The 18144-nt window shown below is 41.7% G+C and carries 14 protein-coding genes; 10 read left to right on the top strand and 4 right to left on the bottom strand.

Annotated features, from left to right (window positions below):
• Positions 1–6 precede the first annotated feature (6 nt).
• Genes bamA through surE form a run of 9 tightly spaced genes read left to right on the top strand, consistent with a single transcriptional unit; the run spans position 7 to position 9245 of the window.
• Positions 7–2394 carry an outer membrane protein assembly factor BamA gene (gene bamA / locus HZB59_01465; protein MBI5020083.1) on the top strand — a complete coding sequence of 796 codons (2388 nt, stop codon included), beginning with the start codon at positions 7–9 and terminating at the stop codon, positions 2392–2394.
• Between the two features lie 44 nt (positions 2395–2438).
• A complete protein-coding gene (locus HZB59_01460) occupies positions 2439–2975 on the top strand; it encodes an OmpH family outer membrane protein (protein ID MBI5020082.1) in 537 nt (178 codons plus the stop codon).
• 19 nt (positions 2976–2994) lie between these two features.
• Entirely contained in the window at positions 2995–3525 is a 531-nt protein-coding gene (locus HZB59_01455; protein MBI5020081.1) for an OmpH family outer membrane protein, read from the top strand.
• On the top strand, positions 3525–4598 hold the full coding sequence (gene lpxD / locus HZB59_01450) for a UDP-3-O-(3-hydroxymyristoyl)glucosamine N-acyltransferase (protein ID MBI5020080.1): 1074 nt from the start codon (positions 3525–3527) through the stop codon (positions 4596–4598). Before HZB59_01455 ends, lpxD begins: the two co-directional genes overlap by 1 nt.
• 6 nt (positions 4599–4604) lie before the next feature.
• Positions 4605–6026, top strand: a complete 1422-nt coding sequence (locus HZB59_01445) for a bifunctional UDP-3-O-[3-hydroxymyristoyl] N-acetylglucosamine deacetylase/3-hydroxyacyl-ACP dehydratase (protein ID MBI5020079.1) — start codon at positions 4605–4607, stop codon at positions 6024–6026.
• 29 nt (positions 6027–6055) lie between these two features.
• Positions 6056–6838 carry an acyl-ACP--UDP-N-acetylglucosamine O-acyltransferase gene (gene lpxA, locus HZB59_01440; protein MBI5020078.1) on the top strand — a complete coding sequence of 261 codons (783 nt, stop codon included), beginning with the start codon at positions 6056–6058 and terminating at the stop codon, positions 6836–6838.
• Positions 6835–7620 (top strand): lipoate--protein ligase family protein, encoded by a 786-nt coding sequence (locus tag HZB59_01435; protein MBI5020077.1) that lies wholly within the window; start codon positions 6835–6837, stop codon positions 7618–7620. Before lpxA ends, HZB59_01435 begins: the two co-directional genes overlap by 4 nt.
• The gene (gene panB, locus HZB59_01430; GenBank protein MBI5020076.1) at positions 7607–8434 is read left to right on the top strand and encodes a 3-methyl-2-oxobutanoate hydroxymethyltransferase; all 828 of its coding nucleotides are present in this window, start codon (positions 7607–7609) and stop codon (positions 8432–8434) included. The genes HZB59_01435 and panB overlap by 14 nt, the downstream gene beginning before the upstream one ends.
• Positions 8435–8441: 7 nt before the next feature.
• Positions 8442–9245, top strand: coding sequence for a 5'/3'-nucleotidase SurE (gene surE, locus HZB59_01425; GenBank protein MBI5020075.1), 804 nt, complete (start codon positions 8442–8444; stop codon positions 9243–9245).
• Between the two features lie 25 nt (positions 9246–9270).
• On the opposite strand, the gene HZB59_01420 is transcribed toward surE, so the two are convergent.
• From HZB59_01420 to HZB59_01405, 4 genes are all read right to left on the bottom strand, one after another.
• The gene (locus tag HZB59_01420) at positions 9271–10401 is read right to left on the bottom strand and encodes a DUF1624 domain-containing protein (protein MBI5020074.1); all 1131 of its coding nucleotides are present in this window, start codon (positions 10399–10401) and stop codon (positions 9271–9273) included.
• Between the two features lie 29 nt (positions 10402–10430).
• Entirely contained in the window at positions 10431–10805 is a 375-nt protein-coding gene (locus HZB59_01415; GenBank protein ID MBI5020073.1) for a response regulator, read from the bottom strand.
• A 42-nt stretch (positions 10806–10847) separates the two neighbouring features.
• Entirely contained in the window at positions 10848–12815 is a 1968-nt protein-coding gene (locus HZB59_01410; protein ID MBI5020072.1) for a hypothetical protein, read from the bottom strand.
• A gap of 352 nt (positions 12816–13167) precedes the next feature.
• Complete coding sequence (locus HZB59_01405; protein MBI5020071.1) at positions 13168–16485, bottom strand: T9SS type A sorting domain-containing protein; 3318 nt, start codon at positions 16483–16485, stop codon at positions 13168–13170.
• Positions 16486–16682: 197 nt separating this feature from the next.
• Between HZB59_01405 and HZB59_01400 the strand changes: the two genes are divergently transcribed.
• A complete protein-coding gene (locus HZB59_01400; GenBank protein ID MBI5020070.1) occupies positions 16683–18134 on the top strand; it encodes a T9SS type A sorting domain-containing protein in 1452 nt (483 codons plus the stop codon).
• Positions 18135–18144 lie beyond the last annotated feature (10 nt).

Here is an 18144-nt window from a genome sequence, read left to right as displayed (position 1 = left end):
AATACTTTGCAAAAATACTCAGTTCTTATCATCGCATTAATCGGAATATTGCTACTCAACAACAAAAGTATTTCACAGCGATCCAAACCGGAACAATTCAGCATTCTCGGAATCTCAGTTGAAAGAAACACAAAATCCACGGGAACCGATATCGGCGCGATAATCGGTAATTCAGGACTGAAAATCGGAGATGAGATTTCAATCCCCGGAGATGAAATTCGTCAGGCGATTCAAAAGCTTTGGGCATTAAGAATATTTTCGGATGTCCAAATCATGATTGAGAACAAGATCGAAAAAGGTGTTTATCTCCTGATTAAAGTTAAAGAATATAATCGACTCGGGAAACTCGAATATACCGGCTTAGACGATTTAAGTGAAGATGACATTAAGAAAAAAGTCATGCTAACAACCGGACAAATACTAACCCCCTCCGATATTCAAAGCGCTATCAGCAAAATCAAATCTCTCTGCGAAGAAGAAGGGCATTTGCTCGCTACTGTCACACCCGAGGAGATTATTGAAGATTCATCAAACAATAATAAAGTCACTTTAAAACTTCATGTTGATGAAGGACCGAGACTGACGATCAAAGAAATTTATTTCACCGGCAATAAATCTTTCGAAAACAGCGATCTTAAAAGCGAGTTTGAAGACACGGAAGAAAAGAAATGGTATCACTTCATTCTCCCTTCACCTAAGTTCGAGAGAAAAAAATACGAAGAAGATAAACGTCGATTGATAAAGTTTTATCAAAAAAGCGGTTATATCGACGCAGAAATTCTTTCAGATTCCTTATGGTACAGTGAAGATAAGAAGAAAATATTTCTTCAGATAAATTTAAACGAAGGTGAACAGTATAAAGTCCGCAATATCTCTTGGGAAGGAAACACAGTTTATTCATCTTCAACTCTTTCGGAACGTCTTGGTTTCGTGAAAGGTATGGTGTTTGATCAGGATAAATTTGAAAAGAACCTGCGCGGGAATGAAGAGCAAACCGATGTCGGCTCGTTGTATTTAGACGATGGTTATTTGAGGTTCAATCTTGATCCGTCTATTCAACGCGTTGGTGCCGATAGCCTGGATATAAACATTCAGATTTATGAACGTAATCAATTCCGCATCGGACAGGTTGATGTGCGCGGGAACAGAAAAACGCGCGAGAATGTGATTCGCCGTGAATTATTCACAAGACCGGGAGATTATTTCAGCCGAGCGCTGATTATCAGAAGTTTACGCCAACTCTCTCAATTGAATTATTTTAATCCCGAGAAACTTCGTCCCGACACTCGGCTCGAAGATGATCAAACGGTCGATTTAATTTACGAAGTCGAAGAAAAATCTAACGACAACGTAAACGCATCGGTGGGGTACAGCGGAGCGTTCGGAGTAACCGGCGCGCTCGGTTTCACCATAAACAATTTCGCCATTTCAAATCCGCTTGAAGGCGGAGGCGGACAAATATTAAATTTCGATTGGCAGTTCGGCGAAGGAGCGAGGTTCAGAACTTTTTCGTTGAGCTTTACTGAACCATGGCTATTTGATCGTCCAACCACTCTGGGTTTCAGTATCTTCGATTCGCGTCAACGGTTTCAGTGGGACTTACGGCAGACCGGAATTTCGGTACGGCTTGGCCGGCGGTTGAGCTGGCCAGATAATTATTCACGCGCCGATTGGACTCTTAGATACCAGAGTAATGATATACGCGATGCAGGTGGAAGTCCGTATTATGAACTTGGAGTTTCGAAACAAGTTAGCATTACACAAATTTTATCAAGAAACAGCACAGACAGCCCGATATTTCCGTCAATCGGTTCTAGTGTCGCTCTATCAACAGAAATTTCTGGCGGTCCGCTTCCGGGTACTGTAGATTATCACAAATGGAATTTCAATTCCGAATGGTATATTCCGCTGTTTGGATCGAGCCGGGTTGTTTTGTTCTCTTCAACCTCAATAGGATTTCTCGAAGGCTTCTTCGGTAATTCGAAAATTCCTCCGATAGAATATTATTATATGGGTGGGACATTGATGGGATACGTTTCAACAACTCCGCTACGCGGATATGAAGACCGAAGCGTAGGCCCGATAAACAATCTCGGTCAGGAAGAAGGCGGAAGAGTGATGAGCAAACATTCTCTGGAACTTCGGTTTGCAGCTACCATCAATCCGATGCCGATTTATTTTTTATCCTTCGTTGAAGGTGGCAATGTTTTTCGTAATTTGAAAGAAACAGATTTCTTCGACCTCAAACGTTCTTACGGTATAGGCGCGCGGTTATTGATCCAACCTATCGGAATGATCGGTTTCGATTATGCATACGGCGCGGATGACGTATTACCTAAAGACGGTAAACCGGACGGATGGCATTTTCACTTCCAATTCGGAAGAGGTTTTTAAAAAATTAAATATTAATTTCATTAACAATAATTCAAGAGGTAAAAGTGAAACAACCAATTTATTTTCTCTCCATCATTCTCGCAATCATTATTTTATCGACGGCAGCTTTTTCACAAGCCCCGAAGATCGGATATGTGAACTCGGCTAAAATCCTTCAGGAATTCCCCGATGCGATAGAAGCCAACAAGAAAATTGAAGCGATGGGTAAACAATGGCAATCGGAACTTGAACGGATGAGCCGGGAGCTTCAGGCGAAATATGAAGAGTTCCAGAAAAAAGAACCTCTCCTAAAAGAGGAAGAAAAAAGATCACAACGCGAAGAATTAGTGATGCTTGAACAAAAAGGGATTGCCTACCGACAAGAAAAATTCGGAAACGACGGCGAATTGGCTATCGTGAGTGATTCCTTGATGCGACCGATAAAACAAAAAGTCATGAAAGAGATTGAATCAGTTGCCAAAAATGAAAAAATTCAATTTATGTTCGACCGGAACGAGCAAATCATGTTCTTGTTATATGGTGAAACCAAATACGATTACACAAATCTGGTTATCGATCGTTTAAAACGCGGTAAAAACTAACTCAACCCAAGAGGTATATATGAAACGAATATCATTAATCGTTCTTATTTTTCTTTTTATTTTCTCATTGTCACCAACATTCAGTCAATCCAAAATCGGCTGGTTTAATTCGAAGACAGTGATGGAAAAACTTCCCGAAGCACAGGATGCTCAAAGGCAACTTGATAATTTGGTTGCCGAATGGCAGAGTGAGCTTGCAAAAATGCAAAACGATTGGCAAAAAAAATATCAAGAATATGACAAGAAGAAACTTATACTCACAGATCAATTGAGAGTTCAGGCAGAAAAAGAATTGCAAGACCTCGATAAAAAAATTGCCGAATACAGAAATAAAAAGTTCGGACAAAACGGCGAACTGTTTGCCAAGCAGAACGAAATCATGAAACCGATTCAGAATAAAATATTCAAAGCGCTTCAGGAGTTAGCCCAGGAAGATGAATATGACTACATCTTCGATAAAAGCGGCGACGTATTGCTGATGTTTTCTAATGACAAATTCGATTTGACATCTAAAGTCATTGATCGACTAACAACTTATGATAAGCAATAATGCTGCTAAGCGAGATAAATAAACTTATCCGCGGAGAATTAGCCGGACCGGACGTCGATATCCAAGGTGTAGCAAAAATCGAACATGCCGGTGATCGAGATATCACTTTTCTCTCGAATTTGAAGTACAAAAAACATCTCGCCACCACAAAAGCAGGCGCGATTCTAATATCAACCAATACCGAGTTTCCCGAATTACAATCTCGCAAAACACCGATTAGCATTATTAAAGTAAGCGATCCTTATATCTCGTTTCTTCAGTTGATCGATTTATTCCATCCTCCGGCTTCACCTCCGGCAAGAGTCATACATCCAACCGCGATAGTCGCATCGACGGCATCGATAGAAAAAGAAGTCGCTATCGGTGCAAACGTTGTGATCGGAGAACGAACGGTTATCGGAAAAGGCGTGATCATTCATCCCAATTCTACGATTGGTGATGATGTTATAATTGGCGACGACACTCTCATATATGCGAACGTTGCAATCCGGGAACAATGCAAAATCGGTCAGCGAGTAATCATCCACAGCGGCGCGGTTATCGGCAGCGATGGATTTGGATTCGCACCAAAATCTGATGGCAGTTATGAAAAAATTCCACAGCGGGGAAATGTCGTCATTGAAAACGATGTCGAGATTGGATCGAATTGCACAATTGATCGTGCTACATTGGGCAGCACGATAATCAGATCTGGTACCAAATTAGATAACTTGATTCACGTTGCTCACAACGTAATAATCGGTGAGCATACGGTAATTGCCGCCCAGACTGGAATCTCGGGCAGTTCCTCAATTGGAAATTTTTGTCAAATCGGAGGTCAAGTCGGGCTAACTGGACATATCTCTATCGCAGATCGGACAACCATCGGCGCACAATCTGGAGTTCCAAAATCGATAACTGAAGAAGGTAAAATTTATTTCGGTTATCCGGCACGGGAAATTCACGAAACATGGCGCATCGAAGGAGCTCAGCGACAGTTACCACAACTCCTTTACGATTTTCGCGCTCTCCAGAAAAAAATAGAAGAGTTGGAAAATATTATTTCTTCACTTAAATCAGAAAATAAGTTATAGATAATCATGTTAGAACAGCAACGAACCATAAAACAACCGGTATCAATAAACGGGACCGGACTTCACACAGGGGTTTCTACAAGCTTAACATTCAAACCCGCACCATCCAATTACGGTATAAGATTTAAACGAATTGATTTACCGGGACATCCCGAAATACCCGCGCTTGTCGATTACGTTGTTGAAGTTGCCCGCGGTACAACGCTCCAAGTCGGTGAGGCAAAAGTCCATACAGTTGAGCATGTACTTGCCGCGATTGTTGGATTGCAGATTGATAATATTGTCATCGAGTTAAATAATATCGAACCGCCCATAGAAGACGGCAGCGCAAAACCGTTTGCCGATGCTCTTTTAAAAGCTGATTTCGTTGTTCAAGATGCTCCAAAAGATTACCTCATCATCGATCAGACTGTTCAATATATCGATGAAGCAAAAGGTGTACACATAGTCGCTCTTCCAACCGATGAATATAGGTTGACCGTGATGATCGATTATCATAATCCGGCATTGGGCAGTCAGCATACCGGTCTGTTCAATTTAGAAAAAGAATTCATGGGAGAATTCGCGCCTGCGCGCACATTTTGTTTTCTTCACGAAGTTGAATCGCTCCACGATCAGGGTTTAATCCGCGGCGGCACTTTGGATAACGCGATAGTGATCGCGGATGAAGATTTAACGGAAGAAAAAGTAAAAAGAATCACGGATAGACTAGGGATCAGCGACAAATTGATAATCGGTACGAACGGAATGCTGAACAATAAATTACTCCGTTTCAAGAACGAACCTGCACGGCACAAGCTGCTCGATCTGATGGGCGATCTGGCACTTATCGGCGCACCGTTCAAAGCACAGATACTTGCCGCGCGGCCCGGACATGCAAGCAACGTCGAATTCGCGAAGAAAATCCGCAAATTGTATCAGCAACAAGCCCTTATTAAGAAATATCAATTCGAGAAGAAAGAGGGAGTTGTTTTCGATATCAATGCTCTGCAAAAAATTCTTCCGCATCGTTATCCTTTTTTGTTCGTCGATAAGATTATTGATTTTCATCTCGATGAAAAAATCGTCGGCGTTAAAAATGTAACGATGAACGAATGGTTTTTTGAAGGGCACTTTCCCGGATACCCTGTTATGCCGGGTGTGCTTATCATAGAAGCGATGGCGCAGGTCGGCGGAATCTTACTCCTCAATGGTCTCGACAACATGCAGGGAAAGCTTGCTGTTTTTACAACCATTAATAATGCAAAATTCCGGAAGCAGGTTGTACCGGGTGATCAATTATTGATAGAAGTAGTTATAAAAAACCGACGATCCAAAATTGCAGTCCTTGAGGCGAAAGTGTATCGTAACGGTGAGTTGGCTACGGAAGCAGAATTCAGCGCTGCCGTTGTAGAACGCGGAAACTCGGATTCCGAAAAGAAAATTTAACATTATTTTTTAATCTTTAGATAATTTTTATGAGCATTGTAATCGATAGTCATGCTATAGTCAGTTCAAAAGCACAGATCGGGGATGGGGTGAAAATTGGTCCATTCACAATCATCGAAGATGACGTAATAATTGATGCAGGAACAGAGATTGGTGCGAACGCTCTTATCGCGAATGGCGCACGAATTGGCAAGGAATGTAAAATACATCATGGTGCAGTTCTTGGAACTCCACCACAAGATATTAAATTCCGCGGCGAAACAACCACACTCGAAATCGGAGATCATAATGTGATCCGTGAATATGTAACAATGAACCGCGGCACACATCATCGGATGAAAACGACTGTCGGGAGTCATTGCTTTCTCATGGCTTATGTGCATGTTGCTCACGATTGTTCAGTCGGTAATCATGTAATCATCGCGAATGCTTCTAATATGGGCGGGCATGTTTCAATTGAAGACCACTCTGTGATCGGTGGCTTGGTCGGCATACATCAATTCTCTCATATCGGGTGCCATTCGATGATAGGTGCTTGTTCAAGAGTCACAAAAGATGTTCCGCCCTATACTCTCGCCGGCTCAGAACCATTATCCTTCAAAGGATTGAATGTTGTTGGTCTGAAACGGCGGGGATTCAATTCCGAAACCATTCAGGTGATTGATCGAGCATACAATCTTATCTACAATTCACAAATGAACGTCTCACAAGCATTGGAAATTATTCGCGGTGAATTGCTTGTAAATGATGAAGTGAGGCATATAGTTGAGTTCGTGGAGAAAAGCAAACGGGGAATCATCGGCCGAAGATGATTTGGCGTTTTCTCAATACCGGTTTTAACACCGGCAAATTCAATATGCAACTTGATGAGCAATTAGCCCGCAGTTTCGATTTCAATTCCGATATCCCTATCTTCCGTGTATACGGCTGGAAGCCATACACAATATCGCTTGGATTTAATCAATCCGAATCTGATTTTAATATTTCCAAAATTCTCGCTGACGGCTTAGAGATCGTTCGCCGACCGACCGGCGGACGTGCAATCTTTCACGCACACGAATTAACATACAGCGTAATAATGTGTTTGGGAGATCAACGACCACGGGATATTTATCATTCTATCAATAACGCCCTGATGCGCGGTTTGAGAATGATGAAAATTGATGCTCAACTTTCGCCGGAGAGCGAAAACTTTCGGATCCATTATCAAACTGTAAATTCGATTCCATGTTTTTCATCTTCAGCCAAGTATGAAATTCAATATCAAGGGAAAAAAATTATCGGAAGCGCGCAAAGACGTTTCGGAAAAATTATTTTACAGCACGGCTCATTTTTACTCGGTATCGAGCACCGTCAACTTAGCTCTTATTTAATCGATCATGCCGCAGGTAAAATAAATGACGCCGAAGAATCATTCACGGCAAAAACAATTGAGGCAGAAACAATATTAAACCGGAAAGTTTCATTCGAGGAATCGGTTGAGTATATTAAAGAAGGATTTCAGGAAGAATTTGATATCACGTGGGAAAATTTCGGAAGCGAATCGATTCCCAAACTAAACGATGGAAAGGTAGCATTATATGAAAAAGATTAAACCGAACGGTCAAAAACCTCGCGTCGTAACGACAAAGACCGTTGTAAAGATGAAAGAGACGGGTGAAAAAATAGCAATGCTGACCGCGTACGATTATTTAGTTGCCAAATACCTTGATCAGGTCGGTACAGATATCATACTCGTAGGCGATTCACTCGGTAACGTAGTTCACGGTTACGAAACCACATTGCCCGTAACGGTTGATGATATGATCTATCATGCTAAGGCAGTAAAACGTGCAGTTAAAAATGCTCTGATCGTAGTTGATATGCCGTTCATGTCGTTTCAGGCGAGCACAGATGATGCGGTGAGAAATGCGGGTAGAATCATGAAAGAGGTCGGTGTTGGTGCGGTGAAATTGGAAGGTGGAGCATATATCGCAGACATCGTTAAGCATCTTGTAAAAATCGGAATTCCCGTGATGGGGCATTTAGGTTTGACTCCGCAGGCAATCAATAAATTTGGTACATACGAAGTGCGAGCCACAACGAAACAGGAGGCAGAAGAGTTATTACAAGATGCGAAAGTCCTTGCTGAAGCAGGTGTATTCGCTCTGGTGCTTGAAAAAATTCCTGCTGAACTGGCGAAGAAAGTAACAAAATCGATTCCTATCCCGACAATCGGAATCGGCGCCGGTCCGCATTGTGACGGTCAGGTACTTGTGGTTTATGATATGCTGGGATTAACCGAAGAATTTAAACCGCGATTTGTGCGACGTTATTCGGAATTGGCAAATACAATACGCGACGCGTTCCGTCTTTACATAAATGACGTAAAGTCAAATAAATTTCCAACGAACAAAGAGAGTTATTAGGAATAGAGTGAAAAATCCAAAAAGAAAGAAGCGACCCACAATTCTAGTCTCAAACGATGATGGCATAGATGCACCCGGAATATATGCTCTCGCCCAGGAATTGAGTAAGATCGGCGATGTTATTGTGGTTGCACCTGATGAACAACGAAGCGCTGTAGGACATGCGATCACCATGAATTATCCTTTACGCTTAAAAAAATTCTACAAGAACAAAAAATTCTTCGGGTATGCGGTTGATGGAACCCCGGCTGACTGCGTAAAACTTGCGGTCCGGAAAGTGTTCAAAAAAAATCCGGATTTATTGATCTCCGGAATTAATCACGGATCGAACACAGCGATAAATATCATTTATTCCGGAACGGTTTCTGCAGCGACTGAAGGTACTATTCTGGGCATTCCCTCCATCGCAGTTTCTCTCACGACGTACGAGAAAGCTGATTTCCGTTATGCCGCCAAACTTAGCCGCCAACTGGCAGCTTATATTTTAAAAAAACCGATTCCAAAAGATACACTTTTGAATGTGAATGTTCCTCCGTTGAAGGAAAAAGAAATTCAGGGTATCAGAATCACACGCCAGGGGAAATCGAGGTGGGACGACACATTCGATGTGCGCCGCGACCCGAATAACAAAGAATACTTCTGGCTGACGGGCAAACTGGATGTTGTAGATTCTTCTGAAGAAACCGATCTCATTTCAATATTTCAGAAATATGTTTCCATCACACCTATTCATTTCGACCTTACAGATTATAAAGCTCTCGCCGAAATCAGGACCTGGCAACTCGATAAATTATTGAAACCGGGGAAATAAAAATCTGATCGATGCCAACTTAAGATTACTTAAGGATGAAAACAACCATGATCGCGGTTAACCAAACATACTGAACACTTTTCGCGATTTTCGGATTCCAATTCTTCATCCAATGCCACAGATAAGCCAGCAGATACATTACCAATGTTAAAAGCAAAAACAGACCGATACATTCGGTATAATTCAGAGTTTGGCCGAAATATCTTATAAAACTCCAAGGGTAGGTGTAGCCATAGATTATTAACAGATGAACAACATAGACAAGAAGCGATTCCTGTCCGAATAACGAGAATACAGAATTGCCGGCAGAATTTTTCCGTTGTTCATATTTCCATAAACCAAACAAACTGAGCACAACAAGTCCTAACCGAACGAAGAAGAATTCAGGGCTTGCTTTCCAAAAATTATGATTCGGATAAGTTGTAAACGGAATATATTCAGCCACAAGTGCAATCACAACCATCAACACCGATGTAATCCCCGCACGTTTCATAAAAGATTCTTCTACACCGGCTGTTCTTGATTTGATGAATAATAATCCGAGTATCGTTCCGCTGATTAAGAACGCAGACCAAGGAAATAGCGGAAATTGAGATTTATATTCAATAGTGAAAAGCGGCCGCAGCCATACATTCCAATCAGAATAATCGAACGCTCTGATTATTGGAGCTGAAAAAACTATTAATAATCCGAAAATGATGATGGCAGGAATAAATATTTTCTCTTTTCTAATAATCACGGCAATTAACGTAAGTAGAAAAAGAGTAATAGCTATCGTCTGAAGAATGTCGATTTGAAAGAATGAACTCCACGCTTGGACATTGCTCAAGACAAGTAGTTTTTTAAGAGAAAAGAATGGCAGATGAAGGGAATAGCCAACAATCAATATGAAAAAGAGTCGCTGAATATATTTCCAAAAAGGTTTCTCAAGTTTGACGTATTGATCCCACTTCCTTGATAAAGAAATAGCCAAACCGAAACCCGCGCAAAATAGAAACGAAGGAGCTACAAGTCCGTTGATGAAAGTCAATATCTTGAATGTAGGTTCATCCCTCAAATTTGGGACAATGAGTGCGTTCACCACGTGCGTTTCGATCATTACAAAGACCGCCCACCCTCTGAGGATATCGACAAAATGAAATCGTTGAGATGTCAAATTATTTTCCTAATGGTAGGTGAGGATTATTATTTACCGACTTTTTGTTTTATTACCGAATCAAGGTAATCCAATTCAATCGGTTTCGTAATGTAAGCATCAACGCCAAGCGTTTGACCGTATTTCTGGGCAAGAAAATCATCGACCGCAGTTAGAAAGAAGAAGACCACCGACTTTAGATTTTTCTTTTTCTTGATTTCCTGATATAATTCAAATCCGTTCATCGGCGTCATTCTTAAATCGGCGATAATCACATCGGGTTTTTCGGACCTTAATATCTCGAGTGCATCTGCACCTGTTTCTGATATCAGCACTTCAAATCCACGATCTTCCAACCCAAGCTTAAGAGCGTGCAGAGCATCGACCTCATCATCAACATACAATATTTTAATTTTTGGTTTCATAGTATTGTTCCATTTTTCAAATACCGTCGGTTGACATGTTCATTATTTAATTTCCTTCAGAGCTTTTTCAGTGGCAATAATCAGAGATTCAGGCCCAACGAATAAACCGGTTGCTTTTTTCATCCATAAGTCAGGTGCTATCCTGCCGATCAATGCCATCCTCTCAACTTCCGAACCGATGTTTCCAACTTTTTTTACTTGTTCTTCGATCTGGAACGCGATCAGATGTCCGATGGTGTAATCGGGAAGGTACATATACGAATCGATCATGTGCGAATATATCCCGAGTAAAAGAACATCTTTTTTCTTAAACACAGGCGCATAATACTGATTCCAAATCTGTTTTGATATTTTGATAACCGCTTCTTTCAACTCGGATGGTGATGAATTTGGATGATCGTACATCCAATGCCACACCGTCATATCTACCAGTGAGACACCGGCGATTTCGTAGGTCTGCCAAAAATCATTCAAAACTTTGAAAGAAACATTTTCAGAAGTCGGGGCTGCCAAGTCGAGTAATTTTAAATCGTTATCCTGAAAAGTGTAAGCAATCGCTTCGGTGAACGCTGTGTTAGGAACACCCTGTAAACACCAATTATCAATATTATCCAAAGAAAATATCTGCTCAACATTATGACCCATTTCGTGAACAGCAATGTTGAATCCTTTATAATTCATTCCTCCGGCGGCAACACGTGTGCGGAGGTGCGCTTTTTCTCCCTTCATTCCGGCACCCATTGCATGACCTGAACCGCGCGCAGGATCAACTTCAATCCTATCTGCTAAATATTTTGCACGTTCCTGCGAAAATCCAAGTTTTAAGAGCATGTTAGGTATATCATTCTTGTAAGCTTCAGGAGTCGGATATTTTTTCGATACTATCTCATCTAGTTGAGCTTCACTATAAGTGCTGCGCTGGCGGAAACCATTATACCAAATATCGAACGGTTCCAGTGGACGTCCCAAACGCTTTTGGATAATTTTTGCAACCTTCTCCACCAATGGTGAAGTAAGTACTTGTTCGAACATCGCTTTCACTCTCAATTCAGGTATCTCACGATTCTCGTCAAATCGTCGGGTGATCAATGTTGGTGCTGTTGGAGAGTATACATCAATTTTTTGTGAGGCTTTGAATGTTGATAAGAGAGTCGCGTATCTCGTGTCCGGTTCAGGAGAATTGGAAATTTTCAGATCCGATTGGACCGGTTGATCGAAATCTTTCACGCCAGTCAATTTTACATCGTTAGTGAATGGATTCCAATCAACGTTTGGATTGTTCACGGCAACAGCAGGAATGGTTTGAGTTACTATTCTCTCCATAACTTGCTGAATCATTTTTTGTTTAACTAAACCGTTTTTTTCGTCAGCATAATTCGCTTTCAATTCATCTCGCAGATTCCAATGTGAAAGCAATCTTAGTTTTGGAGGAAACAATCTCTCTCCTTTCGAGTCGAGCAGGTGGTGCATCCAGATATTATAATCAGAAATGTATCTATCTGCATCGGACGAGATTTTAGCAACTTCGAGATTGACTTCCGCCGGAATGCGTTTTGAGAACATTTGTGCCAATCGCGCTTCTGCCCATTGCCTGCGCGTCCATTTTTCTCCTTCGGCTAATCGTTGCTCCAAAGTTGTCAATGGAAAATTTAAGAGAACTATAAATGCTAATTTATTCTGGAAGAAGTCATCCGCGGTATGTGCCGAAACGTCGTAACCGGCAAATATTTCGTCGTAATTTTCAACAGGTCCGAAATCGAGATCGACTTGCGTGCGAAATTCGCGGCCGATCTCCTGCATGTGTCCATTAAGTTTTTCAAGAAGGTATTGATACCTATTGAACATCACATCGAGTTTCGATTGATCACCTGAGAAATTTGATCCAACAAATTCTTCGTAAGCCAACGCATCACCATCTTCGGAACGCCAGAAATCGGCAACCTGCTTGAGTCCCCTTACAATCCGGTCTCTCTGATTTTCACCATATTTTTTTACAAGTTCCCCTTCCATTTTGGTGACAGATGTTTTTGGAAAAGCGGGTGAAAAATTTTGAGTGTGCACTATTTGCATTCCAAAGATTAATAGAATTACTGAAGTCAATACTAAACGATTCAGGTTCATCGTGAATTACTCCGTTTTATAAATATAAAGATTTAAGCCATCGGAAAGAATTTAACTCAATTTCTGAAGGATTGCAAATTCGCGCGATGAAATAGAAAACCTCCAAAATCCATCTCTGAATCTTGGAGGCATATAATTATCAAGCGAATATCTCACATCTCAAATCTCACATCTCACATCTCAAATCGCATATCGAAGATCTGATGTTCGATCTCCGTCGTTCGCTCTTCGCCTTTCAGTTTTATCGCATCAGCACCATCTTCTTCACATCAGTGAATTTTCCGGATTGTAAGCGGTAGAAATAAACACCACTTGACATCTTACTCGCATCCCAAGTGACTTTGTAACTTCCGGGCTTCATCTCTTCGTTCACTATTGTCGCAACTTCCTGTCCGAGAAGATTGAACACTTTCAAAGAAACAAATGCTCCGCCAGAGGCGGATCCGCCTTCGGCGGAGAAATCGGCAATCTGAAATCCGAAATCTGTTGTCGGGTTGAACGGATTAGGATAATTCTGCGACAATGAGAACGACGACGGAATTCCACCGTCGGTTTCAGTTACACCCAGAACGATGTTGTTCGTTCCGCCTGCTTCGTAATAACGAGCGGCAAACTCTTGGAGATAAAGATTTGTGATCCGGTCATCTTTAACAATGACAGTGTTCTCATCGTTCTTGGTTTCCGCGGAGTTCGACCAGTTGTGCGAACCGGTGATCGTATACGACATTCCGTTCATATGTTCCGCATCAACCAGCGCGTATTTATGATGCAGGAAACCGGTGCCGACGTTCAATAATACATCTACTCCATTCGATTGGAGATATGCGTACTGATTGCCTGTGTCTACATTGTTATCCATCAACACACGTGTTGTCTTTCCTGAGTTCTTTTTATTCACAACACTATCGGCAAGGTCTTGCCGGGTAAAAGTGAGAAGCGCAGCATTGATTGAATGTTCTGCTTTGCCTAATGTTTTCCCGATCTGGGATGTTGTTCGATCGCTTGGACTAAAATAACATTCGACATTTTTTCCACCTATGATAAATTTATGCGGGGTGTTGTTAGTCTTGCGAGCACTGAATCGTGAAACGGATGAATTGGGTGTTTGTGTACTGCTTCCCCACATCTCTTCGAACTCAACAGTGTAAGCACCTGCGAGCGCGACATCTTGAAATTCGATAACATTTTGTCTGTCATCGTTGGTACCGGGATCGGTCAAATTCCATGAACCTGTCCACACCCAAACACTTTCAGGTGCGCCGCCTTTGTAATCGATCACTAAGAATTTATTGTGCTGTAACCCTGTACCGTCATTTACGCCATACAGATCAAAGATCACCGGAACACCATTGTTCGATAATGTTGTCCAGGGGGCAGTGGTTCGATTATCGTACTCGCCAATCACACGGATGTTCACACCACGATTTTTCGCGCTAACCAGCGCGTTCGCTACTGTCGCACCAACCGTACCACTAAGACTATAAATGGACGCATCGATTGAACGCTTCGCATCATTAATACGTTGAACGAGTTTTGATGTCAAATCGTAGTTCCCGAATGCTGTTTCGCCTGAAGAGACAGACGTGTTGATGCTCTTGCTGAAATAAACATTGATCACTCCGGTTGTTGGTGCATCGGAGGTTGTGCTTACAATAAGATTACCAGCAAAACTTGTATCGGTCCCGCTTGTGGAAAATGCTTGTATGTTATAGATGGTTGCAACCGATAAACCATTAAGCGGTACATAGTGGTCAGTCTGCATTGAATCTGCATGTACTCCCACTACACCAAGCTCGTACGATGTCGTCATCCCATAACGAATGCGGGATGTCCCCGGTGAGATTGTTTTCCACGTGATCGCGAGCGAAGACGGGGTTAATTCAATTTCCTGCGGAAATTCCGCGAATAACGGACCCTCAGAAATAATATCTTGGGTTGAGCGTGGCATAATTTGATAACCACCGATGAACGGACTCGTCGTCTTATACTGGCTGATCACTCCGATGACATCAAAAGCTCCTGCCGGTGCCACAACACCGGGAATATTCGTGCTCTCGTCTATTCTTATTTGCAATGTATCACTTAGAGAAGCACCTGTCAAACGATAATTCTTTCCACTCGTTCCACCACTCCAATTGGCTACAACGGTACCATTTAATTCAGTAACTGTGACACCATTTAAACGGACAAGTTGACCCTCGTAATTCTCTATACCCCCAATCCCATCGTTGTTTACTGCAGAGGGAGTTACGACAATTGGATCAATTATATTTCCGGTACTGATGATCGAATGAAGAATTGGCAATTCAATCTGGTTCAGTCCACTAAATTGAGTTACCTTACCACTCACTAATATTTCGTCGCCAATATTGACGGTTGATGAAAAGGGAACGTTATAAATTGACATACCGCCGGAATTATCTTGGATATAACTTGGGCTTGGGAACTGATTGGAAGCAGTAATAATACCCCGGACTGTAACAAGATCCCCGATGCGAGTTGCTACGCCATTAGCGTCGTTTACTTTTGTTTCGGCAATTGGAACAGGAGCTCCATAAACGGTCATGACGGAGATTGGTGAGACGTCACCGTATGATCCGTCAACACCGGATTGAAGTTTTATTTTGTAATATCCTGTGTACATCGGAGTTATAATATGCGGTATCATAATGATAGATGAATCCGATGAGAAAATTATGTTGGTGAAATATATTGTATCTCCTGAAATACTCTTCACTGCTGTCATATCGGTAAAGAATACATCGGCTGTATCCTTCGACCAACCAAATGATGCAGGAATGATCAACCGCAGATTGTTTACATTAAAACCAATATTGCGGGTGTAAACCATGGTAAGCGTTGTATCGACATTACCGTTGACAACGGTAGGACTAAATGATACACTCCCTGATCCATCGGCGCGGGCACGCAATAGATTGAGCCAGGCGATATTGGCAGCAGTATTTCCCGCACCTCGCGTAATGCTGACTGTATTCTGCGCCCAATTAGCTGTGTTCGTTAATTGACCAACGGCATCACCTGTAAATGCGGTTGCAGTACTTGATGTCGCAGAGGCAGTAAAATGAACCTTGGGATCAGGTAAACTCGACGCATTATTCGCTCCCCACGATACACCGAAGATATGGACCTGAGATGCATTCCGAATCTCAATTGCCTCGCTACTCCCCGCTACTGAAAAAACATTACCGCTGAAATATGTGGCGTTATTAGACTTAATGGTAAGAGTATAATCACCCGGATCTGTATCTTCATTGAATGTATTTTCCGATCGAGCAACGACTATAATAGTACCGGCTTTTAAACTGCTCCATGTTGAATGAGTAGAAAATACTAACGGAGTTTGGGCAGTTCCGCTACTCGAAAAATCGCGGATATCCCATCCCCGCACATCGAGTCCGTCTTGCACTACCAACAGTTCGATCCATTCGTCTGTGCTACTTGAATTATAAATCTCATTTATGATGATCGATTGACTGAAACCGATAATCGAAAAGAGAGTGAAAAAAACGGAGAAAAATAAAATACGATAAAGCTTCATAGTGCTTTCCTTCGAAAATCAATTGAAATATGGAATTATTCGGGCATTTATGTTGTTAATGTAAGAAATTTCCAAACAATAAGATAATTTTCGTTCCGCCAAGTTGAATTCATCTTTCTTTCTTCGTATTATCATGCAGAGGACTTTTTTTGGATATAATAGAAAATAATATTAATCTTCCCCCATCTTACTCAATCATGAACAGAAGGGTTTATGAATCGGGATCTATCCCTTATTTTCTATTACGAATATTACTGATCGTTGTCACATCGACATTTCTCTATTCAACAACGGGTAGATGCCAAATATTTTCTTGTAATCTCAACTGGCAACCGATTATGCAAGTTTCGCACGACTCTGTACTTTCAATCACTCCAAAAATTGTAACCGATGGAAACAGCATCCACATCATCTGGTTCGGCATCGACACCATCGGTGGTTTATCCGGAACCGGAATTCAATATGTCCATAGTTTTAACAACGGTGAAATATTCTCCGCACCTACAACTGTAGTTTCTCCCGATGTTGCATTCAGTCCGGGACAATTCGCTAATTCGGATTTCAATTTGTACATAACATTCACCGGTTATATTAACGGAATAGTTGGAACCGGATTTATCAACAGTTCAGACGGAGGATTTACATGGAGCGAACCGCGAATTCTACGATCAAACGCTCAACCTCGATTAATAGCCGCTCGCGATTCAATCGTACTAATTCATTATGCAGAACAGAGACCCGGTACATGCGGATTGTTGCGAAGCGGAGATTACGGAAATACTTGGCGCATCATGACTACGAACATGCCTCCAATGAACGATTTTTGGTTGAGTTCGACGGAATTTCATGCCGTTGGTATTATCCCAACAACCCGCCGTAACGACGTCGGTTATTTTTTTAGTCCTGATGGCGGAACTCAATGGTATGGTCCGGAATTAGTTTCACCCGAAGATGCTATATCTTCGCTCTACCCAAAAATCGCTATCGATGAATTAGGAGAACGATTAATCGTATGGAATGATTCCGGTTCAATTTTTTTAAGACAAAGTAACGGATATGATGAAGAAGATAACCTGAGATGGCTGGCTCCAATAAAAATACCTGCCAGCACGAATGCCGTTTTCCCCGACATAGGTTATTCAGAAGGATTACTTGTAACCGTTTGGGATAACTATCTTGGAGATTCAGGTACCTTAATTTTACAGCACAGCACAGAAAAAGGGGAACCATTCTGCCCGCCATTCTACCCTTCTGATGGTAAACGATCGGGTGAACCTATATTAAGTTTAACAGAAAACGTATTAAGCCTGGCATGGTCCGGAGATGACAACGGAAACGGAGAGATATTCTTCCGTCGGGAAATTTTCCCCGGTGAAACAAGGCCTAAAGAAGCGATGCTGAGACAGAACTATCCAAATCCATTCAGCAGATTAACAAATATCGACTATGAAATATCAAAAGAGGGTTTGGTAAGATTGGAAGTGTTCGATTTGCTGGGAAGAAAAGTTGAAACCCTTGTGAATCAAAATCAAAAACCGAGAAGATATCATGTTCAATTTAATGGAGGAAATCTTGCATCGGGGATTTATTTTTGCAGATTATGGACAGTACAATATTCCGAGGTTAAAAAAATGATCCTCCTCCGCTGACTCTTTGGAG

The organism is Ignavibacteriales bacterium, from assembly GCA_016214905.1.
Taxonomy (GTDB): domain Bacteria; phylum Bacteroidota; class Ignavibacteria; order UBA10030; family SZUA-254; genus PNNN01.
Note: the sequence above shows the minus strand (reverse complement) of the source record. Positions and strands in the feature narration are given on the sequence as shown.